Source organism: Cellulomonas rhizosphaerae, assembly GCF_003470205.1.
GTDB classification, from domain to species: Bacteria; Actinomycetota; Actinomycetes; order Actinomycetales; family Cellulomonadaceae; genus Cellulomonas; species Cellulomonas rhizosphaerae.
The window spans coordinates 62,403-89,161 of record NZ_QWKP01000221.1 but is presented as its reverse complement, the minus strand read 5'-3'; the positions used below and the strand labels follow the sequence as shown (position 1 = coordinate 89,161).

Below are 26,759 nucleotides of genomic sequence, written 5' to 3'. Positions count from 1 at the left end.
CGGAGGTGCAGCAGCTCGTGCGCGTCGCGTCGGTCGCGGGGCGGCGGGTCGACGAGCGGCTGCTGCGTGCCGCGGTCGGCGACGGGTTCGTCGGCTTCGACGCGGCCCTGCGCGAGGCGGTCGCCCACCACGTGCTCGCGGTCGAGGATGACGCGCACCTCGCCTTCCGGCACGCGCTGCTCGCGGAGGCGGTCGCCGCGGACCTGCTGCCGGGCGAGGTCTCGTCGCTGCACCGCGCCTACCTGCGCGCGCTGCAGGCCGACCCGACGCTCGGACCCTCCTCGCAGCTCGCGTCGCACGCGCTGCGCGCGCCGGACCTGCCCGTGGCGTGGGCCGCGTCGCGCGAGGCGGCCCACCAGGCGCACGAGGTGCTCGCGCCCGCGGAGGAGCTGCGGCACCTCGAGGTGGTGCTGCGGCTGTGGCAGTCCGTCGGCCAAGCCACGACCGTGGACGACGAAGACCACGCGGCGGTGCTCTCCGCGGCGGCGGCGGCCGCGAGCGCGGCGGGCCTGTTCGACCGGTGCGTGCAGCTGGCCCGGGCCGCGGTCGAGGACACGGCGGACGACCTCGGCCGCCAGGCCGGGCTGCGGACGCGGCTCGCCCGGCACCTGCTCGCGGCCGAGCGGCTCGACGACGCGCTGGCCGAGGCCGAGCACGCGCTGCGGGACGTCGGCGACGAGCCCACGGCCGCCCGTGCCTGGGCCCTGGCGACCTACGCCCGGTGCGCGCTCAACGTGGACCAGGACGAGCCGGCCGTGACGGCGGGCGAGCTCGCGGTCGAGGTCGCCCGGGCCGCCGGCGCGGTCGACGCCGAGTCCGATGCGCTCACGACGCTCGCGGTGCTGGTCGTCGACGACGCCGACCGCGCGGCCACGCTGCTGGCGACCGCGCTCGACCGAGCGCGCGAGGCGTGCGACCTCGACACCGAGCTGCGCACCACCTACAACCTGGCCCTCAACCGCTTCTACTCCGGGCACCTCGAGCCGGCCCAGACGCTCGCCGAGGCCGGGCTGGAACGAGCGCGCTCGGTCGGCATGGGCAACAGCTCGTACGGGCTGGAGCTGGCGCTGACGGTCCGGCTCATCGACTACACGCGCGGAGACCTCTCCCCCGCGCCGCCGGTCACCGACGCGCCCGACGACCGGACCGGCCCGCTCGCCGCCGTCGACCTGTACGCCGCGACGGCCCGCGGCGACGACGACGTGGTCACGCGAGCCGCCGCGCTGGAGCCCCTGTGGGCGCGGGACGGCTTCCACGCGCTCGTCGCCGGCGGGTGCGCGGTCGACGCCCTGACGTGGCGCGGCGAGCACGACGAGGCCGCCTCGCTCGCCGTGCGGGTCATCGAGTTCCTCAACCGGGCGTGGGACGACTACTTCCTCGGCGGGATCTGGCTCTCGGCGCTCGGCATCGCCGCGCTGGCGGAGGCCGCGGCCGAGGACCGGCTGCAGGGGCGGGACACGTCCGCGCGGGTCGCGCTCGGCACGTCGCTGCTCGAGCGCGCGCAGGAGACAGCCGTGCGGGGCCGCCCTCGCGGCGGCACCCTGGGCCCCGAGGGACGCGCCTGGCTCGCGCGCGCGCACGCCGAGCACGGCCGGCTGCTCGGCCCCGCGGGCAACGACCCCGCGCTGTGGGCCGCGACCCTGGCGGAGTTCGACTACGGCTACCGGTACGAGGAGGCGCGCACCCGGTTCCGGCTGGCTGAGGCGCTGCTCGAGCAGGGGGAACGCGACGAGGCACGCACGCACGCGGCACTCGCGCTCGAAGCCGCGTCCGCGATGGGCGCCGCGCCGCTCGAGGCCGCTCTGCGGGGTCTGTCGCGCCGCGGGCGGCTCTCACTCGCGGGCGTGCACGAGTCGGGGACCGACGTGCTCACGGCGCGCGAGGCCGAGGTGCTCACGCTGGTCGCGCAGGGGCTGTCCAACCGGCAGATCGGCGACAAGCTGTTCATCTCCGGCAAGACCGTCTCCGTGCACGTGTCGAACCTGCTCGCCAAGCTCGGAGCGTCGGGGCGCGCCGAGGCCGTGTCGATCGCGCACCAGCGGGGGCTCATCGGTACCCCGTGAATGTGTGGGCGTGTGGGCCTACGGTGGGCCCATGCCGACGAAGACGCCCGCGGTGGAGCTGGACGTGAACGGCCGGACCGTGCGCGTGAGCAGCCCCGACAAGGTCTACTTCCCCGAGCGCGGGATCACGAAGCTGCAGGTCGTCGAGTACTTCCTCAGCGTGGGCGACGGGATCCTCGGCGCGCTGCTGGACCGGCCGACGACGCTCGAGCGCTGGCCCAAGGGCGTGTTCGAGGGCGCGAAGCTGGCCACCCGGATGGACTCGTCGGGCGACGCGTTCTACCAGAAGCGCGTCCCCGCGGGCGCTCCGGAGTACGTGAAGACCGCGCGCATCGGGTTCCCGAGCGGACGCACGGCCGACGAGGTGGCACCCAGCGAGGTCGCCGTCGTCGCCTGGGCCGCCAACCTCGGCACCCTGACGTTCCACCCCTGGCCCGTGACGTCCGACGACGTGGACTCCCCCGACCAGCTGCGCATCGACCTCGACCCGCAGCCCGGGACCGACTTCTCCGACGCCGCGCGCGTCGCCCCGCGCGTCCGCGAGCTGCTCGCGGAGCACGGGATGGAGGGCACGCCCAAGACGTCAGGCGGGCGCGGCATCCACATCTTCGTGCCCATCGAGCCGCGCTGGTCGTTCGTCGACGCGCGCCGGGCCACCATCGCGCTGGGCCGCGAGCTGGAGCGACGGATGCCCGACGAGGTGACGATGAAGTGGTGGAAGGAGGAGCGCGGGGTCAAGATCTTCGTCGACTACAACCAGATGGCCCGCGACCGCACGATCGCCTCGGCGTACTCGATCCGGTCCAACCCGCGCGCCACCGTCTCCGCACCGCTGACCTGGGACGAGGTGCCGGACGTGCACCCCGACGACTTCGACGTCCTGTCCATGCCGGCCCGGTTCGCGGCGGTCGGTGACCTGTTCGCGCCGCTCGTCGCGCACGCCGCCCCGCGCTACTCGCTCGAGTCCGCGCTCGAGCTCGCGGACCGGCAGGAGGCCGACGACGGCCACGGCGACCTGCCCTACCCGCCCGAGTACCCGAAGATGCCGGGCGAGCCCAAGCGGGTCCAGCCGAGCAAGGACCGTGACCGACCCCGCTGAGGCGCCGGCCTATGCGTCCCCGCGGGGGCGCTGGGTGCTGCTGGCCACCGTGCTGGGCTCGGCGATCGCGTTCATCGACGCGACCGTCGTCACGATCGCGCTCCCGCACATCGCCGAGGACCTGGATGCATCGACCGGAGACCTGCAGTGGACGGTCAACGGCTACGCCCTGACCCTGGCCGCGTTCCTGCTGCTCGGCGGGTCGCTCGGCGACCGGTTCGGGCGGCGGCGGATGTTCCTGCTCGGGGTCGTGTGGTTCGGCGTCGCGTCGGTGCTGTGCGCGATCGCTCCGGGGATCGGTGCGCTCATCGCCGCGCGCGTGCTGCAGGGCGTCGGCGGCGCGCTGCTCACGCCGGGGTCGCTCGCGATCATCCAGTCGACGTTCGCCGGGGAGGACCGGGCGCGAGCGATCGGCGCGTGGTCCGGGCTGGCGGGCGTGGCGGGGGCGATCGCGCCGTTCCTGGGCGGCTGGATCGTGGGCCTCGCCTCATGGCGGTGGATCTTCGCGATCAACGTGCCGCTCGTGGTCCTCGTGGTGCTGGTCGCGATGCGGCACGTCCCCGAGTCGATGGACCCGACCGCAGTCAAGCGGCTCGACGTCGGCGGGACCGTGCTGGGGGCCCTCGGGCTGGCCGGGCTGACGTACGGGTTCACCGCCTGGACGGACCACGGATCGGCCGACGCGGTCGTCGTCGGCACGCTCGTCGGTGGCGCCCTCGCGCTCGTGGCGTTCGTCGTCGTCGAGGCCCACCACCCGGCGCCGCTGCTGCCGCCCGCGCTGTTCCGCTGGCGGCCGTTCGCGGGCGTCAACGCCGCGACCCTGCTGATCTACACCGCGGTGTCCGGGCTGTTCTTCTTCCTCGTCGTGACCCTGCAGGTGGTCGCCGGCTACTCGCCGCTCGCGGCGGGCCTCGCGCCGCTGCCCGTGACGATCCTCATGTGGCTGCTCTCGCCGCGGATGGGTGCGCTCGGAGTGCGGCTCGGGCCACGGCTGCCGATGACGATCGGGCCCGTGATCTGCGGGGTCGGCGCCGTGCTGCTCGCGGGCATCTCCACGTCCGCCCCGTACCTGACCGCCGTGCTGCCCGGGGTCACGTTGTTCGGTTTGGGGCTCTCGTTCACTGTCGCGCCGCTGACCACCACCGCCCTGGCCGCGGCGCCCGACCACCTGGCGGGCGTGGCCAGCGGGGTCAACAACGCGGTCGCCCGCATCGCGAGCCTGCTGGCCGTCGCAGTCCTCCCGCTCGCCGCGGGCGTGGGCTCGTCGCTGACCGACCCCGTGACGCTCGGCCCGGCGAACCGCACCGCGATGATCGTGTGCGCGGGCCTGCTCGTCGGCGGCGCCCTCGTCTCCTTCGCGACGATCCCGCGCACGACGGCCGCCGTCCGGCCGGTCGGCTGACGCCGCCCCAGGTCAGGCGCCCGCCCTCGCCCGTCTGGTGGAACCACCCGGCGCGTCGCTCAAGGCAAGCGTCCAGGACGCCGATCCATGATCCATGGTGCCCGCTCCCGTCGTCGTGGGAATGCGCCCCCTCGCAGCGTCCGAGGAGGCACACCTCGAGCGACTCCGTGACTTCCTGACCGCGAGCGGCGTCGACGTCACGTCGCCTCGCGCGGTCGGCGCCCTGATCGACGCGCAGCTCGCGCGCTGGCAGGCTGCCGGCGCCGGCGAGCTGCCCGACGCCATGCTCGCCGCGTTCGGCGTCGGCATCGGCGATCTCGTGCGGGCTGCCGCGCCGGGGTCGCACTGGGTGCTGCGCACGTCTGCCGAGCGGCCCGGGCCTGCGCTGCTGGCCGCCGAGGGTTCGGCGGCCGTCGTGCCGCTCGACGACGTGCGCTCGCGCTGGTCCGCGGGCACGCGCGACTGGGTGCCCGGGTACGTGGCGGCTGCCGCGCAGCACCTGGCCGGGTCGGCCGGGGATGCACCGCCTTCCGCTCCCCTACCTCCTGCACCTGCGCTGCCCGTGCGCGCGCCGTCGCTCGCCGCCGCCCCGGCCGCGAGCCCTTCGGCACCGGCACTGCCTGCGCGGGCACCCTCGCTCGCCGCCCCGGCAGCGAGCACGTCCGCTCCTGCCCTGCCCACTCGTGCGCCCGAGGCCTCCGCCCCGGATGCCGCCGCGTCTCCTCTGCCGGTCCACGCCCCGGAAAGCACCGCGTTGCCGAGCCGCCGCGCCTCGCGTGTCCCCCGGCCGCGCATCCCCGCCGACCTGCCCGTGCCGCCGTCGGTGCCGGTGCAGATCCTCGCGCTCCGTTCGCTCGACCAGGCCCTCGAGGTCGCGTGCGCCTCGGCCGACCCGTCGACCCTCGCCTTCTACGCCCTCGAGTCCGACGAGATCCTGCGCCCGGTCGCCGACCTCGCGGCAGCCCGCGCGGCCGTCAGAGCGTCGGGTGCCGAGCGCGGCGCCGTGGTCTGGGTCGCCGGGCTGGACGAGGAGGCGCGGGTGGTCGACCACCCTGCCGCCGTCCTGGTCGAGGCCGGCGAGGTGGGCGCGGCGACACTCGTCGTCGGCCACCGCTTCACGACCACCCCGACCGACGACCTGGTCATCGTCGGCCAGGGCACGCCCCTCCTGTAACCCTCGCTTCCCGCTCCCGTCGCGAGCGCGGGTCGCACGGCGCCAGCGCGGGTCGCGCGCCACACGCGCTCGCGCCGCCTGACCCGCCGTCGGCGTCAACGGTCAGCGCGTGGCGCCAACGGGCGGCCCGCGGCGTCAGGGGTAGCGGCCGGCGGCAGCGGGGCCGGGGCGGTCAGGAGCGGAGGGCGTACCAGCGGGCGCCGAAGCGACGGGTCACGCTGCGGCCGCTGATGTCCGCGAGCTCGTCGAGCCGGGCCAGCACCGCCCAGCCGACCTGCCGCGCGGTGGGGTCGTCGGGCGCGTCGAACCGGATCGTCACGCGGGCCTCGCCGCGCACGACGCCGAGGTCGAACGCCTCCACGACCACCCGGTCCTGCGCCACGGCCACCGCCTCGGGCAGCACGTCCTCCGGGTCGGTCCCCGGCTGCAGCAGCCCGACGGCAGCTCTCACGCGATACGACGGCACCCGCCCATCCTCTCCCGCCTGCCGGCGCCCTCAGCACCGCATCCGTGGTTGCACGACACGCCGCGGTCTGCGCGGCGAGTCGTGCAACCACCCGTGCAACGAGGGCTGCAGCGAGCCGGGGCTAGGGTCGGGACGCGGGCGCGGATCCGCACGACACGGGGGTGCACATGAGCGAGCGACCGACGGCCTTCGAGGTGCACGAGTCTGGGGCCTACCTCCACGGCACCAAGGCCGACCTGGCCGTGGGCGACCTGCTCGTCGCCGGACGGCGCTCCAACTTCGGCGGCGGCCGCACCGCGGGACACGTGTACTTCACCGCGACGCTCGACGCCGCGACGTGGGGCGCCGAGCTGGCGACGGGCGAAGGGCGGGGGCGGATCTACGTCGTCGAGCCCACCGGACCGATCGAGGACGACCCCAACGTCACCGACAAGAAGTTCCCCGGCAACCCGACGCGGTCGTACCGCAGCAAGGACCCGGTGCGCGTCGTGGGCGAGCTCGAGGACTGGGTCGGCCACGACCCCGAGCAGCTGCAGGCGATGCGCGACCGGGTGGCCGACCTCGCGGCGCGGGGCGCCGAGGAGATCGACGACTGAACCCGGAGACGCCGAAGGCCCCCACGAGGAGGGCCTTCGGATGTGTGAGCCGCCTAAGAGAATCGAACTCTTGACCTTCTCATTACGAGTGAGACGCTCTGCCGACTGAGCTAAGGCGGCATCGCCGGACTACTGAGGAAACCCGTAGGACCCGGCGAGCGCGCCCACTGTACCCGCCAACACGGGCAGGTTCCAAAGCGGGTCAGCAGCGGGTGCCGTCGTCGGGCACGGTCCCGTCCACGAGGTAGGCGTCGACGACCTTGGCGATGCACGAGTTCTCGGCGCGGTAGGCGGTGTGGCCCTCGCCCTCGTACGTCAGCAGGACGCCCGACGAGAGCGTCGTGGCCAGCGACTGCGCCCACTTGTACGGCGTCGCGGGGTCGTTGGTCGTGCCGACGACGAGGATCGGTGGAGCACCCTGCGCGCTGTAGTCGTCGAGCGAGCCGACCTCGGGCACCGACCAGTCGCCGCACGAGGTGCCCCCGTAGGAGAAGAACGAGCCCACCGTGGGTGCGACCTTGGTGATCTCGGCGGCCTGCGCGCGCATGTCGTCGACGTCGGTCGAGCTGCGGTCGTCGAGGCAGTTGACCGCGCGGAACGCCTCCGTGGAGTTCGTCGAGTAGGTGCCGTCCTCGGCGCGGTCGTAGTAGACGTCCGAGAACGACAGCAGGATCGAGCCGTCGCCCTGGCGGATGGCGGCGGTCAGGCCCTGGGTCAGCGCGGACCAGAAGCTCTGCGAGTAGAGCGTGACCGCGATGCCGGAGAACGCGAGAGCCTGGGTCAGCTCGCGGTCGGTGCCGGTGTCGAGCGGGCTCGTCTTCGCGCGGTCCAGCAGCGCGCGGATCTGCTTCATCCCGTTGTCCACCGACCCCGTCAGCGGGCAGCTGCTGCCCTTGAGGCAGTCGGCGACGTAGGCGCGCAGGGCGCCCTCGAAGCCCGCTGCCTGGCCCGACTCGATCGCCCCCTCGGTCAGCGTCGGGTCGAGCGCGCCGTCCAGGACGAGGCGGCCGGCGCGGTCGGGGAACAGGGCCGCGTACGTCGCGCCGAGCTTCGTGCCGTAGGAGAAGCCGAGGTAGTGCAGGACGTCGTCGCCGAGCACCGCGCGCATCACGTCGAGGTCCTTCGCGGCGCTGATCGTGTCGACGTGGCCGAACACGGCGCCCGAGCGGTCGAGGCACGCGTTCGAGAACTTCGCGCTCTCGTCGATCATGTCCTGCAGGCCGGCGTCCGTGGACGTGTCCGGGTCGAGCGCGGTGATGCGGTCCATCTCCTTGGCGTCGACGCACTCGATGGGCGACGAGCGCTGGATGCCGCGCGGGTCGAAGCTGACGAGGTCGAAGCTCTTCTTCAGCGTGGAGGTCGCCTCGCCGAGGAACGACTGCAGAAAGTCGACGCCCGAGGCGCCGGGCCCACCGGGGTTGATGAGCAGCGAGCCGATCGGCGTGTCGTCGGCCTCGTGGCGCGCGAGCGCGAGCCCGATCGTCTCGCCCGAGGGGTCGTCGTAGTCGAGCGGGACGGTCAGCGTCGCGCACTGGCCGGCGTCGCACTTCTTCCAGTCCAGCTGCTGGTCGTAGAAGTCGGCCAGGTCGCCGTAGTCGACGTCGGCCGACGGGCCGCTCGCCGAGGACGTGGGCGCGGTGACCTGGTTCTTGTCCGGCGCGCAGCCGGTCAGGACGAGGGCCGCGATGCCGACCAGGACGACGACGGGACGCAGCAGGCGGGCAGTCGGCATGCGACGAGGGTAATCGGCAAATCTGGCAGAACGACTCACCCGACGTCAGCCCTGCGGCCGCAGCGCGATCGTCATCGCCTCGACCGCGAGCAGCGGCGCGACGTTCCCGGCCAGCCGTGTGCGCGCCTGACCGACCGCGTCCATCCGGCGAAGCGTCTGCTCCGCCGTGCTGGCCGAGGCCAGCGCGCGCACGTCGTCGCCGTGCTCGACGTTCACGAGCTCGACCTGGGCCCCGAGCTGCACGACGAGCACGTCGCGGTACAGCGAGAGCAGGTCGACCATCGCGCGGTCGAGCACGTCACGCTGCGCGCGGGTCGCCCGGCGCTTCTGCTCCTCCTCGAGAGTCTTGACCTGCGAACGCACGGCCGGCGGCAGTGCCGCCGCGCCCTCCGCGCCCAGCGAGCGCAGCAGCGAGGCCCGCTCGTCGGCGTCGCGCTCCTCGGTCGCCGCCTTCGCATCGGCCTGCGCGGTCGCGACGAGGTCCCCGGCCGCGAGCACCGCGTCGCCCACGCCGCGGATCCGGGCGGCGACGGACAGCACGGCGTCCCGACGAGCCCGCGCCTGCGGGTCCCGCGCGAGGCGGCGCGCGATGCCGACGTGCGACTGCGCGGCCCGCGCGGCGACCGCAGCGACTGACGGCTCGATGCCGTCGCGGCTCACGAGCAGTGCGGCCACCGCGTCCACCGGCGGCACGCGCAGCGCGACCGACCGGCTGCGGGAGCGCAGCGTGACCAGCACGTCCTGCGGGCTCGGGGCGCACAGCACCCACACCGTGCGGGGCGCGGGCTCCTCGATGGCCTTGAGCAGCGCGTTGCCGCTCGTGTCGTTGAGCCGGTCGGCGTCCTCGACGATGATCACGCGCCAGCGCCCCTGCGACGGCGAGCGCTGGGCCAGCTCGACGAGCGGGCGGGCCACCTCGGCGCGGATGAACACGCCCTCGGTGGCGACGACCGTGACGTCCGGGTGGGTGCCGTGCAGGGTCGTCAGGCAGTCGTGGCAGTGCCCGCACCCGCCATCGACGCACTGCAGTGCCGCCGCGAAGGCGCGCGCCGCGTTGGACCGGCCCGAGCCCGGCGGCCCGGTGAGCAGCCACGCGTGCGTCATCGCGGACGGGTCGACGACGGCCGTGCGGAGCACCTCGACCGTGGGCTCCTGGCCGACGACCTCGTCCCAGACGCTCACGCGACCAGCTTCTCGACGCGCGTGCGGATCGCCGCGGCCAGCTCGTCTGCGGGCATCGTCGCGTCGAGCACGAGCCAGCGCCCGGGGTCGGCCTCGGCGCGCGCCAGGAAGGCAGCGCGGGTGCGGCGGTGGAACTCGTCGCCCGCGCGCTCCAGCCGGTCGGGCGCGCCCGTCAGCCGGGACTGCCCGACCACCGGGTCGAGGTCGAGCAGCACCGTGAGGGCGGGGAGCAGGCCGTCCGTCGCCCACAGGGACAGGCTCTCCACCTCGTCCGCCCCCAGGTCCCGGCCGCTGCCCTGGTACGCGACCGAGGAGTCGAGGTAGCGGTCGGTGATGACCACGGCCCCGCGCGCGAGCGCCGGCCGGACCAGCGACGCGACGTGGTGCGCGCGGTCCGTGGCGTACAGCAGCGCCTCGGTGCGGGCGTCGATGTGGTCGCCGTGCAGCACCGCGTCGCGCAGGACCTGACCCAGCGACGTGCCCCCGGGCTCGCGCGTCAGCACCACCTCGCGCCCCGCGGCCACGAGCCAGTCACGGAGCAGCCGGGCCTGCGTGGACTTGCCCGCGCCGTCACCGCCCTCGAGGGACACGAACAGGCCGGGTGACGTCACGTGCGCCAGGGTATAGGTGGCTGCCGACAAGCCTCACTCGCCCGGGTAGACGACACCTACCTGCGCGCGGATCTGGTCCATCGTGTGCAACACCTCGAGCGTGCCCTGCCAGGACATCCGCTCGCTCTCGACGGCCCCCTCGGCGATGCGTCGGGCGACCTCCGCGGCCTCGTACTGCAGGCCCTTGGTGCCGGGGTGGTCGAACTCCCACACCCGCCCGTCGGCCCGCTGCACGCGGAACGACGTCGGCCCGTAGAAGTTGCCCGCCACCGAGATGTGGCCCTCGGTCCCGGAGATGGTCGCGATCGTGGGCGTCTTGGCCCACAGCGTCGTCGAGAGCGTCGCCTGCGTGCGCTGGCCGTAGGACAGCACCATCGAGATCTGCCCGTCGACACCCGTGTCCGTCAGCGTGCCGACGGCCGTGACCGAGTCCGGGACACCCAGGAAGTCGTGCGCGAAGGCGACCGGGTAGACGCCGAGGTCGAGCAACGCCCCGCCCGCAAGGGCGGGGTCGAACAGGCGCGACTTCGGGTCGTAGACGAAGGGCTGGCCGTGGTCGGCGCTGAGGTTGATGATCTCGCCGACCTCACCGGCGTCGATGACCTGGTGCAGCGCGTCGACGTGCGGCAGGAACCGCGTCCACATCGCCTCCATGACGAACACGCCCGCCTCGCGCGCGGCGTCGAACACCTCACGCGCCTCGGCCTCGTTGCGCGTGAACGCCTTCTCGACGAGCACGTGCTTGCCGGCCTTGATCGCGAGCAGCGCCTGGTCGCGGTGCTCGGAGTGCGGGGTCGCGACGTAGACGGCGTCGACCTGCGGGTCCTCGACGAGCTCGCGGTAGCCGACGTGCGTCGTCGGGATGCCGTGCGCCGTGGCGAACCGCTCGGCGCGGTCGCGGTTGCGTGAGCCCACGGCGACGAGCTGCGCGCGCGTGTGCTGCGTGACGGCCGTGGCGAACGTCGAGGCGATGCCGCCTGCGCCGAGGATGCCCCAGCGGATCGGAGGTGCGGAGCGGGGATCGGGGGTGCGAGCCATGCCGTCAACCTACCGACATCCGGCCGCCGTGCGACCTCACGCACGCCACGAGACCGCGCGGCCCGCCGAGCGCGAAATGTCCCGCCGAATCGCTTAGACCCCTTTCTTTGCTCGCCTAATTTAGTTACCCTCGGCCCGATCGGCCCAACGACGGACCGAGCGGTCGCCCTGCAGACGCGGGGTCGTTCAACGGAGAACACGATGACCAACCCCAGACACCGGCTCTCGCGCGCGGCCGCGACCGTCGCCGCCGCGGCACTGACCTTCACCGGCCTGACGACCATCGCCTCCACGGCGCACGCGGCCGACGACGGCACCGTGGCGATCGCCGACACCGGCGCCACCGCCCAGACGCGCTCGCTGTTCCGCTACCTGCGCGACCAGCAGGCGCACGGCATCCTGTTCGGCCAGCAGCACGCCACGGACGAGGCCATCTCGGAGCCGTACACCGCGGCCGACGGCCAGCCGATCGAGTCGGACGCCCACAGCGTCACCGGCGACCTGCCGGGCGTCTTCGGCTTCGACACGCTCGCCCTCAAGGGCGACGAGAAGCCGGGCTCTCCCGCGAACACCGACGAGCAGAACGCGGCCGCCCTCGCCGCGCAGTTCGTCCGCGCCGACCGCCTCGGTGCCGTCGTCACGCTCTCGGCGCACATGCCGAACTTCGTGACGGGCAAGGACTTCTACGACACCAGCGGCCGGGTGGTCAGCCACATCCTGCCCGGCGGGGACAAGAACGCCGCCTACCGCGCGTACCTGGACCTCGTCGCGCTCGCCGCGACCGGGGCCGAGCGGCCCGACGGCTCGCTCGTGCCGGTGATCTTCCGGCCGTTCCACGAGAACACGGGCTCGTGGTTCTGGTGGGGTGCCGCGCACGCGACGACCGGCGAGTACAGGGAGATCTTCCGCTACACGGTCGAGTACCTGCGCGACGTCAAGGGCGTGCACAACCTGCTCTACGCGTTCTCGCCCAACGGCTCGTTCGACGGAGACGCCGCCCGCTACCTCGAGACCTACCCGGGCGACCAGTGGGTCGACGTGCTGGGGTACGACAACTACGAGAACTCCAACGCGGCCGACGACTCCTCCGCCTACGTCGACGCCGTCGTGACCGACCTCGAGATGGTCGTCGACCTCGCCGCGGCGCGCCACAAGGTGCCGGCGTTCACCGAGTTCGGCCGCAACGGCGACCGGACCATCAAGCCGACCGGCAACAAGTCGCTGCACTACTTCACCGAGCTCCTGTCCGGCCTGCGCGCGAGCGAGAAGGCCAGCCGCGTCGCGTGGATGCTCACGTGGGCGAACTTCGGCTCGGGCCAGATCTACGTCCCGTACGCGGGCCACGAGATGGCCGGCGACTTCCAGGCCCTGTACGACGACCCGGGGTCCGTGTTCGCCAGCGAGACGGGCTCGCCGTACTCGCTGAGCGCCACCGCAGGCGCCCAGGACCCGGCGGTGCGGCTGGTCACGCCGGCCGACGGCACGCGGATCACCACCCCGACGACGACAGTGCGCGCCAAGATCACCGCGGCGCCCGGGATCACCTCGGTGACGTTCACGGCCGACGGCTTCGCCCCGGTCACGCTCACGCCCGACGAGGACGGCTACTGGTCCGGCACCTGGGAGATCGGCGAGGACGCGCTCACCAACCGGACCGTGGCCGCCTCGGTCACGGCGACAGGCGGCGGGACCAGCCTGTCCGCGGACGTGTCCCTCATCCTCGGCGCGGCCCCGGTGCTCGCTGCCGGCACGGTCGACGACTTCGAGGGCTACGGCGACGACGTCGCGCTGCGCGCCGCGTACACGGTCAACAACGCGTCCTCGTCGGCCCTGACCCTCGCCGAGCACGGCGACGGCAAGGCCGCGCGCCTGTCCTACGACTTCCCCGCCTCACGCACGGGCTACCTGGGCTTCGGCACGTCCTACGCGCCCACGCAGAACTGGTCCGGTTTCGGCCAGCTGGACCTGTGGATCGACCCGGACGCGTCGGGTCACAAGCTCGTGGTCCAGGTGCAGGCCGGAGGCGTGACGTTCGAGGCGTACCCGTCGCTCGCCGGCGACGAGCCGTACGTGGCGCACCTCCCGTGGACCGACTTCGCCCCGGCGCCGTGGGACACCGCCAATGCCGGTGCCACCCTTACGTGGGAGCGGCTCGCGAACGTCAGCCAGTTCTTCACCTACCTCAACGACGCCGGCGGCAGCGCGCCGCTGACCGGATCGATCGTCGTCGACGACATCGAGGCGTCCGGCGAGGGCGAGTACGTCGACCCCGAGCCGTCGGCCGAGCCGATCCTCGTCGACGACTTCGAGTCGTACGCGGACGAGGCAGCCTTCGACGCCGCCTGGGGCAACCGCGGCAAGACCGACCTGATCTCGCTGTCCACGGACGCGGGCGAGGGTGAGCACGCGCTGTCCTTCGCCTACGACAACGCGAACGGCGGCTGGCAGGACGTCGCCCGCTGGCTCGGCGGGCAGAGCTGGGCAGGCCGTGACGCGCTCTCGCTGCGCGTCAAGGGCGACGGGTCGGGCAACCAGCTCGCGATCCAGCTCGGCACCGGCGGCGGCAGCTACTACCTCGCGCAGGTCCCGCTCGCGGACTCGTCGTGGCACACGGTCGAGATCCCGTTCTCGTCGTTCGCACCCTCCTGGCCGGCCGACCTGACGGACCCGCTCGACGACGCCGCGCTGGGCGTGGTCAACGAGCTCGTCATCGCCTCGAGCTCGACCAGCGGGTCGGGCACGTTCGGCGCCGACGACATCCGCGTCGTCGGCGGCGAGGTCGCACCCGAGGTCCCGGACGGCACGCCCGAGGTCCTCGACACGTTCGACCCCTACGCCACGACCACGGACCTGCGCGCCTCGTGGAGCAACAACGCCGACCAGGCGTGGGGCGACGGCTGGCAGCTCTCCCTCGCGCCGGGCAAGGGCTCGGCGGGCTCGAAGGCCGGGCGGTTCGACTACGACTTCGGCACGACGACGTACCTGCAGGAGTCGCGCTGGCTCGGCGGGCACTCGTGGGCCGGGCTGGACGGCGTCACCGCGTGGATCGACCCGAACGGCCCGGGCCAGCAGGTCGCGCTCCGGTTCCGCACGGCCTCGGCCGACGGCACCGGCGACGACTGGTTCTGGGACCTGCCCGTCCCGCTGACGGGGACGGCCCGCACGGTCCAGCTCGCGTTCGACGACGCCGTGGTGACCTACCCGTCGGGCCTCTCGTCCTCGCTGCGCCCCACCCGGGCCCAGCTCGCGAAGGTCAACGAGTTCATCATCATGGCGACGCAGGCCAACCCCGCCCTGCCCGCGACGGGCTCGTTCTTCGTCGACGACCTCGCGGTCGGCGACTTCCCGGCCGAGCCCGTCCAGGTCGCCCCGGCGATCACCACGCAGCCGGCGTCGGTCTCCGGGTCGCTCAAGGGCACGGTCACGCTGACCGCGGCCGCCACGGGCGAGCCGGCGCCGACGGTCCAGTGGCAGTCCCGGAAGGCGGGCTCGTCGTCCTGGACCGCCGTGGCCGGCGCCACCGCGCCGACGCTGAAGGTCACGCTGAGCAGCACCACCGACGGCACCGCCTACCGCGCGGTGTTCACCAACGCGGCGGGCTCGGCCACGACGAACGCGGCGACCGTCACGGTCACCCGCACCAAGCCCGTCGTCACGACCCAGCCCCGGTCGGCGTCGGCCCCGCTCGGCCGCACCGTGAAGCTCACGGCCGCGGCCACGGGCTACCCGTCCCCGACCGTGACGTGGGAGCGCCGCGCGAAGGGCTCGACGACGTGGCGGACGATCCCGGGCGCGACGTCGACGACGCTGCGGCTGGAGCTCACGAAGGCGCTCGACGGCGCTCACGTCCGCGCGGTCTTCCGCAACGCGGCCGGCAGCACGGCGAGCAACGCCGCGAAGGTCACGGGCACGCGCGTGGCACCGCGGATCACGAAGCAGCCGTCGTCGGTGTCCGCAGCACGCGGCGCGAAGGCGACGTTCCGCGTCGTCGCCACGGGCTACCCGGCCCCGACCTACCAGTGGTACCGCGCCAAGGCGGGCTCCTGGGTCAAGGTCAGCGGCGCGACGTCCGCCTCGTACTCGCTCAAGGCGACGGCGTCGGCCTCGGGCACCAAGCTCAAGGTGGTCGTGAAGAGCTCGGCGGGCAAGGTGACGAGCAGGACGGTGACGCTCCGCGTGCGCTGACGGACCCGACGCCCCACCGGCGAGCCGCCGGTGGGGCGTCTCCTGCCCGTACGGTGGAGCGATGGGCTGGGTCGAGCACGCGATGTGGTGGCAGGTGTACCCGCTGGGCTTCGTCGGGGCGGCCGACGAAGGACCGGCCGACGCACCCGCCGACAACCACCGCCTGCGCCGCCTCGTCGACTGGCTCGACTACGCGCGCGACCTCGGCGTCTCCGGCATCGCGCTCGGGCCGGTGTTCGCGTCGAGCACGCACGGCTACGACACCACCGACCACTTCACGATCGACCCACGCCTCGGCACGCTCGACGACTTCCGCGCCCTGGTCGACGAGGCGCACGAGCGCGGCCTGCGCGTGCTGCTCGACGGCGTCTTCAACCACGTCGGCCGCGCGCACCCGCTCGTCGCGAGCGACCCGGCGCTGTTCGCCCGCGCCGACGACGGCTCGCTCGCCGTCTTCGAGGGCCACGACGCACTCGTCGCCCTCGACCACGCCTCGCCCGCCGTGGCCGCCCTCGTCACCGAGGTCATGACCCACTGGCTCGACCTCGGCGCCGACGGCTGGCGCCTCGACGCGGCCTACGCGGTGCCCCCGGCGTTCTGGCAGCCGGTCCTCGCCGCGGTGCGCGAGCGGCACCCGGACGTCTACGTCGTGGGCGAGGTCATCCACGGCGACTACCCGGCGATCGTCGCGGAGTCCGGCTTCGACGCGGTCACGCAGTACGAGCTGTGGAAGTCGATCTGGTCGGCGATCGCCACGCGCAACTGGTGGGAGCTCGCCTGGACCCTCGACCGGCACTCGACGTTCGTCGAGGCGTTCGCGCCGTGGACCTTCGTCGGGAACCACGACGTCACCCGGATCGCCTCGCAGCTCGACGACGACGCGCTGCTCGGCCACGCGCTCGCGGTGCTGTTCACCGTGGGAGGCACGCCGGCGGTCTACTACGGTGACGAGCAGGCGTTCCGCGGGGTCAAGGAGGAGCGGTTCGGCGGGGACGACGCGATCCGGCCGGCCTTCCCCGGATCGCCGGCCGAGCTTGCGCCCGAGGGGTGGTGGGCCTACCGGCTGCACCAGGAGCTCATCGGGCTGCGCCGGCGGCACCCCTGGCTGCACCGCGCCACGACCCGCACGATCGAGCTGACCAACGAGCACCTGCTCTACGAGGTCCGCGCGGGCGACGACGCCCTCCTGGTCGCCCTCAACCTGGCCGACGAGCCGTGGGACCCCACGGTCACGGGCGCGGCGTTCCTGGCCGGCGCGACGACCGGCGCGCAGGTCCACCCACGCGGCTGGGCCATCCTGACGGGCACGCCCGACGAGCCGCGCACCCGGCGCTGACCCCGCACCCCGAACCTTAGGTGCAGCGTTCATGCCGCTCTACGCAACTAACGCTGCACCTAGTCCGCTGCCCGGGCGCCCGAGAGGCGCGGCCGGGCGGGTGCCTACTTCTTCGCAGCCGCCTTCGCGCGGGCCGGGGCCTTGCGGGCGGGGGCCTTCTTCTTCGCCGGCGCCGACGCGCGCTTCTCGGCGAGCAGCTCGATCGCCTGCTCGGGCGTGATCGACTCGGGCGTCACGTCACGCGGCAGCGTCCGGTTGGTGGTCCCGTCGGTGACGTACGCGCCGAACCGGCCGTCCTTGACGACGATCGGCTTGCCCGACGTCGGGTCGTCGCCCAGCTCGCGCAGCGGCGGCGTCGCGGTGGCCCCGCGCCCGCGCTTGGGCTGCGCGTAGATGGCCAGCGCCTCCTCGAGCGTCGTCGTGAGCAGCGCCTCCTCCGACGCGATCGTCCGCGAGTCCGTGCCCTTCTTCAGGTACGGGCCGTAGCGGCCGTTCTGCGCGGTGATCTCGGTGCCGGACTCCGGGTCCACGCCGACGACGCGCGGCAGCGACAGCAGCTTGAGGGCGTCGTCGAGCGTGATCGTCTGCAGGCTCATCGACTTGAACAGCGAGCCGGTCCGCGGCTTGGGGGCGGCGGCGAGCGCGCGTTTCTTGGCGGCGGCGGACAGCCCCTCGTCGAGCTCGGGCTCGGGCAGCAGCTCGGTCACGTACGGGCCGTAGCGGCCGTTCTTCGCGACGATCGTCGTCCCGGTGGCTGGGTCCTGGCCGAGCACGAGGTCGCCCTCGGGCTGGGTCTCGAGCAGCTCGCGCGCCTTGGCGACCGTGAGCTCGTCGGGCGCCAGCTCCTCGGGGACCGACGCGCGCAGGGGAGTGCCGTCCTCGCCCAGGGGCGCGGACGCGTCCTCCAGGTAGGGGCCGTAGCGGCCGACGCGCAGCGTGATGCCGTCACCGATCGGGATCGAGTTCACCTCGCGGGCGTCGATGTCGCCGAGGTTGGCGACGAGGTCGCGCAGACCCTCACCCTCCTCGGTGCCGGTGCCGTCGCCGAAGTAGAACCGCGACAGCCACGCCACGCGGTCCTTGTCCCCCGCCGCGATCGCGTCGAGGTCCAGCTCCATCTCGGCGGTGAAGTCGTAGTCGACCAGCCAGTCGAAGTTCTCCTCGAGCAGCCGGGTCACCGCGAACGCGAGCCACGACGGCACGAGCGCCTGACCGCGGGAGGTCACGTACCCGCGGTCCTGGATCACGGAGATGGTGGCGGCGTACGTCGAGGGGCGGCCGATGCCGCGCTCCTCGAGAGCCTTGACCAGCGAGGCCTCGGTGAAGCGCGGTGGCGGTGACGTGCGGTGGCCCGCGGCGGCCAGGTCGGAGCCGGTCAGCGGGTCGCCCTCGGCCATGCGCGGCAGGCGGGCGTCGCCCTTCTCGTCCTCGGCGGGCGCGTCGTCGCGGGACTCGTCGCGACCCTCCTCGTACGCCGCGAGGAAGCCGCGGAACGTGATGACCGTGCCGGACGCGGAGAACACGGCGTCCTGGCCGGTCGTCGCGAGCGCGCCGATGCGGACCGACGCGGTCGAACCGCGCGCGTCGCCCATCTGCGAGGCGACGGTGCGCTTCCAGATGAGCTCGTACAGCCGGAACTGGTCGCCCGAGAGCTCCTTGGCGACCTGGGCCGGCGTGCGGAAGTGGTCACCCGCGGGGCGGATGGCCTCGTGCGCCTCCTGCGCGCCCTTGGCCTTGCTCGTGTAGACGCGCGGGGCGTCCGGCACGTACTCGGGCCCGTACAGCTCGGCGGCCTGCCGACGCGCGGCGTCGATCGCCTGCGTCGAGAGCACCGGGGAGTCGGTACGCATGTAGGTGATGTAGCCGTTCTCGTACAGCGACTGCGCGGTACGCATCGTCTGGCGCGAGGCCATGCGCAGCTTGCGCGACGACTCCTGCTGCAGCGTCGAGGTGGTGAACGGCGCGGCCGGGCGGCGCGTGTACGGCTTGGTCTCGAGCGAGCGGACCTCGAACGAGGCCTCCGCGAGCCCGGCGACCAGCGCGGTCGCGGCCTCCTCGGTCAGGTGCGTCGTCTCGGACGAGCGCAGCACGCCGCGGTCGTCGAAGTCGCGACCGCTGGCTACGCGATGGCCGTCGAGCGCGGTGAGGCGGGCGGGGAACACGGGCTGGTCGGCGTCGGCGACCGCGAAGGTCCCGTTGACATCCCAGTAGTCGGCGGCGACGAACGCCATGCGCTCGCGCTCACGCTCGACGACGAGGCGCGTGGCGACCGACTGCACGCGGCCCGCCGACAGGCCCTGGCGGACCTTGCGCCACAGCACGGGGCTGACCTCGTAGCCGTACAGGCGGTCGAGGATGCGGCGGGTCTCCTGCGCGTCGACCATGCGGTCGTCGATCTCGCGCGTGTTCTCGAGCGCACGGCCGATGGCCTCGCGGGTGATCTCGTGGAACACCATGCGCTTGACGGGGACCTTGGGCTTGAGCTCCGCGAGCAGGTGCCAGGCGATGGCCTCGCCCTCGCGGTCCTCATCGGTGGCCAGGAAGAGCTCGTCGGACTCCTTGAGCAGCTTCTTGAGCTCGCTCACCTTCTTGCGCTTGTCCGCGTCGACCACGTAGTACGGCGCGAAGCCGTTGTCCACGTCGACGGCAAACTTGCCGAAGGGGCCCTTCTTCATGTCCGCGGGCAGCTCCGAGGGCTGCGGCAGGTCACGGATGTGGCCGACGCTCGCCTCGACGTCGTAGCCCTCACCCAGGTATCCCGCGATCGTGCGCGCCTTGGCAGGCGACTCCACGATGACGAGCTTGCGCCCTGCAGACATGCCCACGGCCTTCCCTACCGACTCACGGGCCGGTCGACCCGTGGCAACTCTCCGTCGAGGCGGACTCTACGACCATCCGTCACGTCCGTGGCAATCCGGACGCCGCCGCATGCCGGAGCCCGAGCATCACCGCGAACGCCAGGCACGCGGCCGCCGCCGTCCCCGCCGCCCCGCCCAGGTAGGCGGTGAGCAGGTCCGAGCGGCTCGTCACGTCGGGGACTCGGGACCACGTCGCGGACAGCGCGACCGCCGCCACGACCCCGGCGACGACCCCCACCGCGACGAGCGAGACGAGCGTCGCACGAGTCGCCCGCGGCACGCCCGGGCGGTCCACAGGGTTGCCCCACCGCGGCACCAGCACGGCCAGCGCGCACGTCGCCGCGGTCCACGCCAGCACGACGAGCACGGCCGCCACGACGTCGGACGGACGGTGCCAGCGCCCGATGAGCGTCGAGACGCCGGTCGCGGTCGTGTAGAGCGCGCCGAGCGCCGCCGCCCACGGCCGCACGCGCGGGGGGACGACGAGCATGAGCACGACCGAGATCGACGCGGCCGCGGTCGTGTGCCCCGACGGCAGCGTGTTGCCGTAGCCGCCCGGCACGCCGAGCTCGGGGCGCTCGAAGACGTACTGCTTGAGCACGCGCGTGGTCAGGTTCGCGCCGATCATGACGACCGCCGCCTGGACCGCCAGCTCCCATCGTCGGCGCACCACCGCGATGACCACCGCGGCCAGCAGCACCGCCGCGATGAAGCCCACCGAGACGACGTCGAGCACCTTCTCGGCGACCCGCCACAGCTGGGTCTGCCCGTAGGCGGCCCCCTCGATCGCGGCCTGGTCCACGGACTGCCCCGCGAACGTGTCGACGAACACGCGCCACAGCACGTAGACGCCGACGACGGAGACGAGCGTGACGACCGCCGACACGGCCACGAGGGGGACGGGTCGGCGGTCGCTCACCGGCAACACGGTAGGTCACGCGGCTGACACGCGAGCACCACGCAAGGGCTCAGCGCAGCGCCAGCTGGTCCGGCACGGGGACCGGAGCGAAGCCGCCCGCCGCGACCCGCGCGGGATCGTGACGCAGGCACGCGACCGACCGGCGCGGGTCGTCGCCCGGCACCGCGGGGGTCACGAGCTCGGGCGTGATGTGCGCGCACGCGTCGAACGCGAAGGCGCAGCGATCCCGGAACGGGCAGCCCGTGGGCAGGTTGGCCATGTCCGGGGGCGAGCCCGGGATGCCGCCCAGCTCGCGCCGCGCCCCCCGCAGGGGCGGGAACGAGTGCAGCAGCCCGTCGGAGTACGGGTGCCGCGGGCGGCGGTACACGTCCTGCGCGACGGCGTCCTCGACGATCTCGCCCGCGTACATGATCGCGATGCGGTCGGCGATCTCGATGAGCAGCGACACGTCGTGCGTGATGAAGATGACCGAGAAGCCGAGCCGGTCGCGCAGGTCCGCGATCTGCTCGACGATCTGCCGCTGCATCACCACGTCGAGCGCGGTCGTCGGCTCGTCCATGATCAGCACCTGCGGGTCGAGCGCGAGCGCCATCGCGATCATCACGCGCTGGCGCATGCCGCCCGAGAGCTGGTGCGGGAAGTCCCGCGCCCGGTCCGGGTTGATGCCGACCAGGTCGAGCAGGTCGGCCGCCCGCGCCAGCGCGTCCTTCTTGGTCGTGGCCGGCTCGTGGGCGGTGATCGCGTCGGCGATCTGGCGGCCGATGCGGAACACCGGGTTGAGCGAGTTCATCGCGCCCTGGAACACGATCGCCATGTCCTGCCAGCGCGAGGCCCGCAGGTCCTTGTCGTTCAGCGCCAGGATGTCGGACTTCCCGCCGTCGCGGTCGGTGAAGATGACCTCGCCGCCCGTGATGAGGCCCGGGGGTGGCAGCAGGCGCGTCGCGGCGTACGCGAGCGTCGACTTGCCGCAGCCCGACTCCCCGGCCAGGCCCAGGACCTCGCCGCGGTTGAGGGTCAGCGAGATCTGCCGCAGCACGTGCGTCGGGTCGTCGTACCCGTAGTCGACGGAGAGGTTCTTGATCTCCAGGACGGGGTCGTGCGCCGGACGCGCTGACCCACGGGGCTCTGGCAGCGCGCTCATGCCCGGTCCTCCTTGGCCTCGTGCACCACCGGGGTGAACCCGATGCGGGGGCGGATGCCGCGCTTGCGCAGGTCACGGGCGTTCATGCCGGTGCTCCGCAGGCGCGGGTTGACGAACTCGTCGATGCCGAAGTTGATCAGCGTCAGGGCCATGCCCAGCAGGGCGATGCAGGCCCCGGGGAACACGAACCACCACCAGGCGTGCCGCTGCAGCGCGAGCTGCGACTGCGCCCAGTACAGGACCGTGCCCCAGTTCCACTCGTCGGTCGGCGTCAGGCCGAGGAACGACAGCGTGATCTGCGAGAGCACCGCGAAGCCGACGGTGCCGATGAAGCCCGCGGCGATGATCGCCGTCAGGTTGGGCAGGATCTCGGCCATGACGATGCGCCACGTCTTCTCGCCGTTGGCGCGCGCGGCCTCCACGAAGTCGCGTCTGCGCAACGAGAGGGTCTGGGCTCTCAGGACGCGAGCTCCCCATGCCCACCCGGTGATCGCGATGACGAGCGCGACCGAGAGTCCGCCCGCGGACGGCAGCGAGCCCGTGATGATGATGATCAGCGGCAGCTGCGGGATGACGAGGAAGACGTTCGACAGCGCCGAGAGGCTCTCGTCGCCCACTCCCCCGATGTACCCGGCGGTGATGCCGATGACGATGCCCAGCAGCGTCGCGGCGAACCCGGCGACGAACGCGATGACCAGCACGCTGCGCGTGCCGAGCACCACCTGCGAGAACACGTCCTGCCCGGTGTGCGTGGTCCCCATGAGGTGGTCCCACGACGGCGGCTGGAGCAGCTCCTTGCTGCGCGCGTCGGGGTCGTAGGGCGCGATCCACGGCCCGATGATCGCGATCAGCACGAAGAACCCGAGGATGCCGAGGCCGGTGAGGGCCTTGGCGTTGCGCATGAACAGGAAGCGGCGCTTCTTGCCGCTCGGCCCGGTCTGCACGCTCGTGAGCTCGGCGCTGTCCTCGAGGTCGAGAAGCTCGGCGGCCATGGGTCAGCCCTCCTGACGCGTGCGCGGGTCGAGCACGCCGTAGACGAAGTCGGCCACGATGTTGGCCAGCAGCACGGCGAGCGTGATCACGAGGAAGCACCCCTGCATGAGGGGGTAGTCGTGCGCCGAGGTGGCCGACAGCAGGTAGAACCCGATCCCCTGGTAGCTGAACACCTGCTCCATGACGATCGTGCCGCCGACGATGAAACCGAGCGAGAGCGCGAAGCTCGAGATCTGAGGAAGGATCGCGTTGCGGGCGGCGTAGCCGAACATGACGCGCCGCTCCGAGAGGCCCTTCGCCTGGGCGACCGTGACGTAGTCCTCCGAGGAGACCGTCACCGACATGTTGCGCATCCCGAGGATCCACCCGGCGATCGACGTCAAGATGATCGTCAACGCCGGCAACGTCCCGTAGTAGATCACCGAGCCGATGAAGTCCCATGACAGGTTGGGCACCATGTCACGGTCGTAGGAGCCGCTCGACGGGAACCACTCGAGGTTCACCGAGAAGATCGTGATGACGATCAGCGCGAGCCAGAAGTACGGCACCGACGAGAAGAACGTGGAGATCGGCAGCAGGGCGTCGGCCCAGGTCCCGCGGCGCCAGCCGATGGCCGTGCCGATGAGCGTGCCGAGCGTGAACGCGATGATCGTCGAGATGCCGACCAGGCCGATCGTCCAGGGCAGGCCCTGCTTGATGATGCTCGTGACCGGCGCCGGGTAGTAGCTGATCGACGTGCCCAGGTCACCGTGCAGCAGGTCGCCCCAGTAGTGCAGGTACTGCTGCCACAGCGTCTGGTTCGAGTCGAGGCCGAACATCGCCTTGAGCGAGGCGATCGCGTCGGTGCTCAGCTGCCCCTGCTTCTTCGCGATCAGGGCGGAGACCGGGTCGCCCGGCAGCAGACGGGGCAGGAAGAAGTTGATCGTCACCGCTGCCCAGAAGGTGATGGCGTAGAAGACCAGCCGGCGGCCGAAGAACCTCATCGGTCGTCCTCCTTCGTGGGGGCTGCTGCGACGGCGCGCAGCAGTTCGTCGTCGGCCGAGGGGCGCTCGCCGTACGCGTCGAGCACGGAGCCGAGGACCGGGCGGTCCGCGCGGTCCGAGTAGCCCCAGCACGCGGCCTGGCGGCCCTCGCCCACGGCCAGCAGCGGCGGCGTCTCGGTCCGGCACAGGTCGGTCGCGAACGGGCAGCGCGGGTTGAACCGGCACCCGGTCGGGGGGCGCACGAGGCTCGGGGCCTCGCCGCGCGCGCCGCGGGCGCGCGCGTCCAGGTCGTCCGGGTCCGGGGCGGACCGCACGAGCAGCTGGGTGTACGGGTGCTTCGGGTCCTGCGTGACGGACTCCGAGTCGCCGCTCTCGACGACGCGGCCGGCGTACATGACCATCGTGCGGTCGGCGAAGTAGCGGGCCGAGGCGATGTCGTGCGTGATGTAGAGGATCGCGATGTGCAGCCGGTCGCGCAGGTCGCGCAGCAGGTTGAGGATGCCCAGGCGGATGGACACGTCGAGCATCGAGATCGGCTCGTCGGCCAGCAGCACCTCGGGCTCCGCGGCCAGGGCGCGGGCGATCGCGACGCGCTGGCGCTGCCCTCCGGACAGCTCGTGCGGGAACTTGTCGATGTAGCGCGACGGCGGCGTGAGCTGCACGCGCGTCAGCAGCTCCTCGAGCGCGGCCTCCATCTCGGTGCCGCGCAGGCGCCCGCGGTGGATCCGCAGCGACCGGGTGAGCATGTAGCGCACGGTGTGGATGGGGTTCAGCGACCCGAAGGGGTCCTGGAAGATCATCTGCACGCGGCTGACGTACTTCCGGAAGGCCCGACGGCCCTTCACGCTCGCGTCCTCGCCGTGCAGCAGGATCTGCCCGCCCGTCACCGGCATGAGCTGCGCGAGCAGCCGGGCGATCGTGGACTTGCCGGAGCCGGACTCGCCGACGAGAGCGACCACGCGACCGCGGTACAGGTCGATGTCGACGTCGTCGACCGCGTGCACCACGTCGTGCGACCGGAAGCCGCGGACGGGGAAGTGCTTCTGCATGCGGACGGCCTGGAGGACGGGTGCCTCGCCGTCGACGGGCGGGCGGGCGGCCGGTGCCGGCGGGGGCGTGGGCTGTGGTGCGCTCATCGGTTCACCTTGGGGGGAAGAGTTCGGGCGGACGCCGGGTGCGGCAGGCAAGGTCGCCTGCCGCACCCGGTGTCATCTCGTCTGACGGACAGTCAGCTGCGACTCAGCTGTCTGACGGCGTGAGCTTGGACAGGATGAGTGCCGCCTGCGGACCCGTCGGCTGCGGGTTCGCGTACGGGTCCTCGTCGGTCGGGAAGCCCGTGTAGTTCTTCGTGGAGTACTGCGCGACGGCCGGGCGCGACCAGATGACCAGGCCCGGGACGTCCTCGACGAAGTGCTTCTGGACGATGTTGAGCGCCGCCTGGCGGTCAGCATCGCTCGTGCCGCTCTTGAAGTCGGCGAGGGCCTTGGTGACCTCGTCGTTCTTGTAGCGACCGAAGTTCCAGTTGGCCGACTTGCCCTTGGCCACGTACGACGCGCCGTCCATGATGTTGGAGTACATGTTCCACGGCGTGGAGCCACCGTCGGTCCAGTGCAGCGAGGCGTCGAAGTCGCCCATGTTGATCTGCTGGTTCTGCCAGGTGTCGACGGGGGGCGTCTCGACCTTGGCGTCGGCACCGAGGGACGCAGCGCCCTCCTTGACGATGTTCAGCGCGTCGATGTAGTCGGTCCAGCCGGCCGGGTTGGTCAGCGTGAACGAGACCTTCTTGCCGCTCGGGTCGAGAAGCTTGTTGCCCGAGTCCCACGTGTAGCCCGCGTCGGTGAGGACCTGCTTGGCCGCGGCCAGGTCGACCGAGAGCTCCTTGCCCTGGTAGTCGGGCGCGATGAACGCGTCGCCCGACGGCTGGGGCAGGCCGGTCACGCTCTTGATCTGCGGCCACACGCCGTAGCCGGCGGTCGTCGAGATGTCGGCCCGGTCGACGACCAGGTTGAGCGCCTTGCGGAAGGCCACGTTGTCGAACGGCGCCTTCTCGTTGTTGAGGAAGAGCACGTCCACGCCGAAGCCACCGCCGGCCACCTGGTGGAAGTTCTCCTTGTCCTGCGCGATGAAGACGTTCTCGTAGTCCGGGATGAACGTCCAGCCCCACTGCGCCTCACCGGTGGTGAGCGCGGTGGTGAGGCCGGCGTTGTCGTTGAACGTGTCGTAGCGGAGCTGACCGACGAGCGGCTTGGTGCCCCAGTAGGACGCGTTCGGCGTCAGCGTCACCGACTGCGCGGTGAACGACTTCAGCACGAACGGGCCGGTGCCGACCATCTTCGGGTCGGACCAGTTCACAGGGTCCTGCGACTCCCAGATGTGCTTGGGCAGGATCAGGAGCTTGTAGAGCTTGGCCTGGTTGACGAACTGGCCGTCGGTGAACGAGACCGTGACCTTGTTGCCGTCGACCTTGATGTCCTTGTACTGGCCGGGGAAGTCGGCGTTGATCTCGTCGTGGTCCCGGCGGATCTCGAGCGAGAACGCGATGTCCTCAGCGGTGAACGGCGTGCCGTCCGACCACTTCACGCCATCGCGGGCGGTGATGACAGCCTGGGTCGAGTCGTCGTTCCACTCGACCGACTGGGCGAGCCAGGGGGTCGGGGGGTCGGTCGGCTTGATCTCGTTGACCTGCATGAGCGACTCGTAGACGGCGAACGCGTAACCGAGCGACAGGGCCGAGGAGTTCGGGCCGATCGGGTTGTTGTTCTCCTTCTGCGGGCCGTTCGGCATGCCGACGGTCAGGACCTTGTCCGAGACCTGGGCCGCGCCGCCGGACGACTTGTCCGTGCTGGTCGGGTCGCTGCCCTTGGGGTCGTCGGACCCCGAGCATGCGGTGGCGAGCAGGGCGATCGTCGCCACACCGGCGACGATGCCTGCGAGCTTGTGCTTTCTCACGAGTGCCTCCTTGCACTGTCAGGAACCTACGG

General features: G+C 72.4%; 19 protein-coding genes and 1 tRNA gene. 7 read left to right on the top strand and 13 right to left on the bottom strand.

Going from position 1 to position 26,759, the window contains the following annotated elements:
• The 4 genes from D1825_RS18780 to D1825_RS16740 all read left to right on the top strand — a co-directional run.
• Positions 1-2,063 (top strand): helix-turn-helix transcriptional regulator (locus tag D1825_RS18780; RefSeq protein ID WP_118768563.1); only part of this gene is annotated, 2,063 nt, incomplete at its 5' end.
• A 31-nt stretch (positions 2,064-2,094) separates the two neighbouring features.
• Positions 2,095-3,162: a DNA polymerase domain-containing protein gene (locus tag D1825_RS16750; protein ID WP_118768556.1), complete on the top strand. Its 1,068-nt coding sequence runs from the start codon at positions 2,095-2,097 to the stop codon at positions 3,160-3,162.
• Complete coding sequence (locus D1825_RS16745; RefSeq protein WP_118768555.1) at positions 3,146-4,564, top strand: DHA2 family efflux MFS transporter permease subunit; 1,419 nt, start codon at positions 3,146-3,148, stop codon at positions 4,562-4,564. Before D1825_RS16750 ends, D1825_RS16745 begins: the two co-directional genes overlap by 17 nt.
• 121 nt (positions 4,565-4,685) lie before the next feature.
• Entirely contained in the window at positions 4,686-5,738 is a 1,053-nt protein-coding gene (locus D1825_RS16740) for a DUF3806 domain-containing protein (RefSeq protein WP_158580766.1), read from the top strand.
• Positions 5,739-5,910: 172 nt separating this feature from the next.
• Here the strand turns inward: D1825_RS16740 and D1825_RS16735 are convergent, their stop codons facing one another.
• Positions 5,911-6,189 carry a hypothetical protein gene (locus tag D1825_RS16735; RefSeq protein WP_325051495.1) on the bottom strand — a complete coding sequence of 93 codons (279 nt, stop codon included), beginning with the start codon at positions 6,187-6,189 and terminating at the stop codon, positions 5,911-5,913.
• A 182-nt stretch (positions 6,190-6,371) separates the two neighbouring features.
• On the opposite strand from D1825_RS16735, the gene arr reads away from it, so the two are divergent.
• Complete coding sequence (gene arr, locus D1825_RS16730) at positions 6,372-6,800, top strand: NAD(+)--rifampin ADP-ribosyltransferase (protein WP_118768562.1); 429 nt, start codon at positions 6,372-6,374, stop codon at positions 6,798-6,800.
• A 47-nt stretch (positions 6,801-6,847) separates the two neighbouring features.
• On the opposite strand, the gene D1825_RS16725 is transcribed toward arr, so the two are convergent.
• From D1825_RS16725 to D1825_RS16705, 5 genes are all read right to left on the bottom strand, one after another.
• Positions 6,848-6,920: transfer RNA gene (locus tag D1825_RS16725), tRNA-Thr, on the bottom strand.
• Positions 6,921-7,002: 82 nt separating this feature from the next.
• Positions 7,003-8,532: an alpha/beta hydrolase gene (locus D1825_RS16720; protein WP_118768552.1), complete on the bottom strand. Its 1,530-nt coding sequence runs from the start codon at positions 8,530-8,532 to the stop codon at positions 7,003-7,005.
• A gap of 45 nt (positions 8,533-8,577) precedes the next feature.
• Positions 8,578-9,714 carry a DNA polymerase III subunit delta' gene (locus tag D1825_RS16715; RefSeq protein WP_118768551.1) on the bottom strand — a complete coding sequence of 379 codons (1,137 nt, stop codon included), beginning with the start codon at positions 9,712-9,714 and terminating at the stop codon, positions 8,578-8,580.
• On the bottom strand, positions 9,711-10,325 hold the full coding sequence (tmk, locus tag D1825_RS16710; protein ID WP_118768550.1) for a dTMP kinase: 615 nt from the start codon (positions 10,323-10,325) through the stop codon (positions 9,711-9,713). The genes D1825_RS16715 and tmk overlap by 4 nt, the downstream gene beginning before the upstream one ends.
• A gap of 33 nt (positions 10,326-10,358) precedes the next feature.
• Complete coding sequence (locus D1825_RS16705) at positions 10,359-11,363, bottom strand: Gfo/Idh/MocA family protein (RefSeq protein WP_118768549.1); 1,005 nt, start codon at positions 11,361-11,363, stop codon at positions 10,359-10,361.
• A gap of 201 nt (positions 11,364-11,564) precedes the next feature.
• Between D1825_RS16705 and D1825_RS16700 the strand changes: the two genes are divergently transcribed.
• On the top strand, positions 11,565-15,548 hold the full coding sequence (locus D1825_RS16700; RefSeq protein WP_118768548.1) for a CIA30 family protein: 3,984 nt from the start codon (positions 11,565-11,567) through the stop codon (positions 15,546-15,548).
• A 61-nt stretch (positions 15,549-15,609) separates the two neighbouring features.
• Positions 15,610-16,884 carry an alpha-amylase family protein gene (locus D1825_RS16695; protein WP_118768547.1) on the top strand — a complete coding sequence of 425 codons (1,275 nt, stop codon included), beginning with the start codon at positions 15,610-15,612 and terminating at the stop codon, positions 16,882-16,884.
• Between the two features lie 104 nt (positions 16,885-16,988).
• Here D1825_RS16695 and topA read toward each other — a convergent pair whose 3' ends face one another.
• The 7 genes from topA to D1825_RS16660 all read right to left on the bottom strand — a co-directional run bounded on the left by topA (position 16,989) and on the right by D1825_RS16660 (position 26,727).
• A complete protein-coding gene (topA, locus tag D1825_RS16690) occupies positions 16,989-19,703 on the bottom strand; it encodes a type I DNA topoisomerase (protein ID WP_118768546.1) in 2,715 nt (904 codons plus the stop codon).
• A gap of 79 nt (positions 19,704-19,782) precedes the next feature.
• Positions 19,783-20,661, bottom strand: a complete 879-nt coding sequence (locus tag D1825_RS16685) for a phosphatase PAP2 family protein (RefSeq protein WP_233549955.1) — start codon at positions 20,659-20,661, stop codon at positions 19,783-19,785.
• 49 nt (positions 20,662-20,710) lie between these two features.
• Positions 20,711-21,802 carry an ABC transporter ATP-binding protein gene (locus D1825_RS16680; protein ID WP_118768544.1) on the bottom strand — a complete coding sequence of 364 codons (1,092 nt, stop codon included), beginning with the start codon at positions 21,800-21,802 and terminating at the stop codon, positions 20,711-20,713.
• Complete coding sequence (locus D1825_RS16675; protein WP_118768543.1) at positions 21,799-22,794, bottom strand: ABC transporter permease; 996 nt, start codon at positions 22,792-22,794, stop codon at positions 21,799-21,801. The genes D1825_RS16680 and D1825_RS16675 overlap by 4 nt, the downstream gene beginning before the upstream one ends.
• Positions 22,795-22,797: 3 nt before the next feature.
• Positions 22,798-23,778: an ABC transporter permease gene (locus D1825_RS16670; RefSeq protein WP_118768542.1), complete on the bottom strand. Its 981-nt coding sequence runs from the start codon at positions 23,776-23,778 to the stop codon at positions 22,798-22,800.
• Entirely contained in the window at positions 23,775-24,914 is a 1,140-nt protein-coding gene (locus D1825_RS16665; protein ID WP_118768541.1) for an ABC transporter ATP-binding protein, read from the bottom strand. The genes D1825_RS16670 and D1825_RS16665 overlap by 4 nt, the downstream gene beginning before the upstream one ends.
• 103 nt (positions 24,915-25,017) lie before the next feature.
• Positions 25,018-26,727, bottom strand: coding sequence for an ABC transporter substrate-binding protein (locus D1825_RS16660; protein ID WP_118768540.1), 1,710 nt, complete (start codon positions 26,725-26,727; stop codon positions 25,018-25,020).
• Between the last annotated feature and the right edge of the window lie 32 nt (positions 26,728-26,759).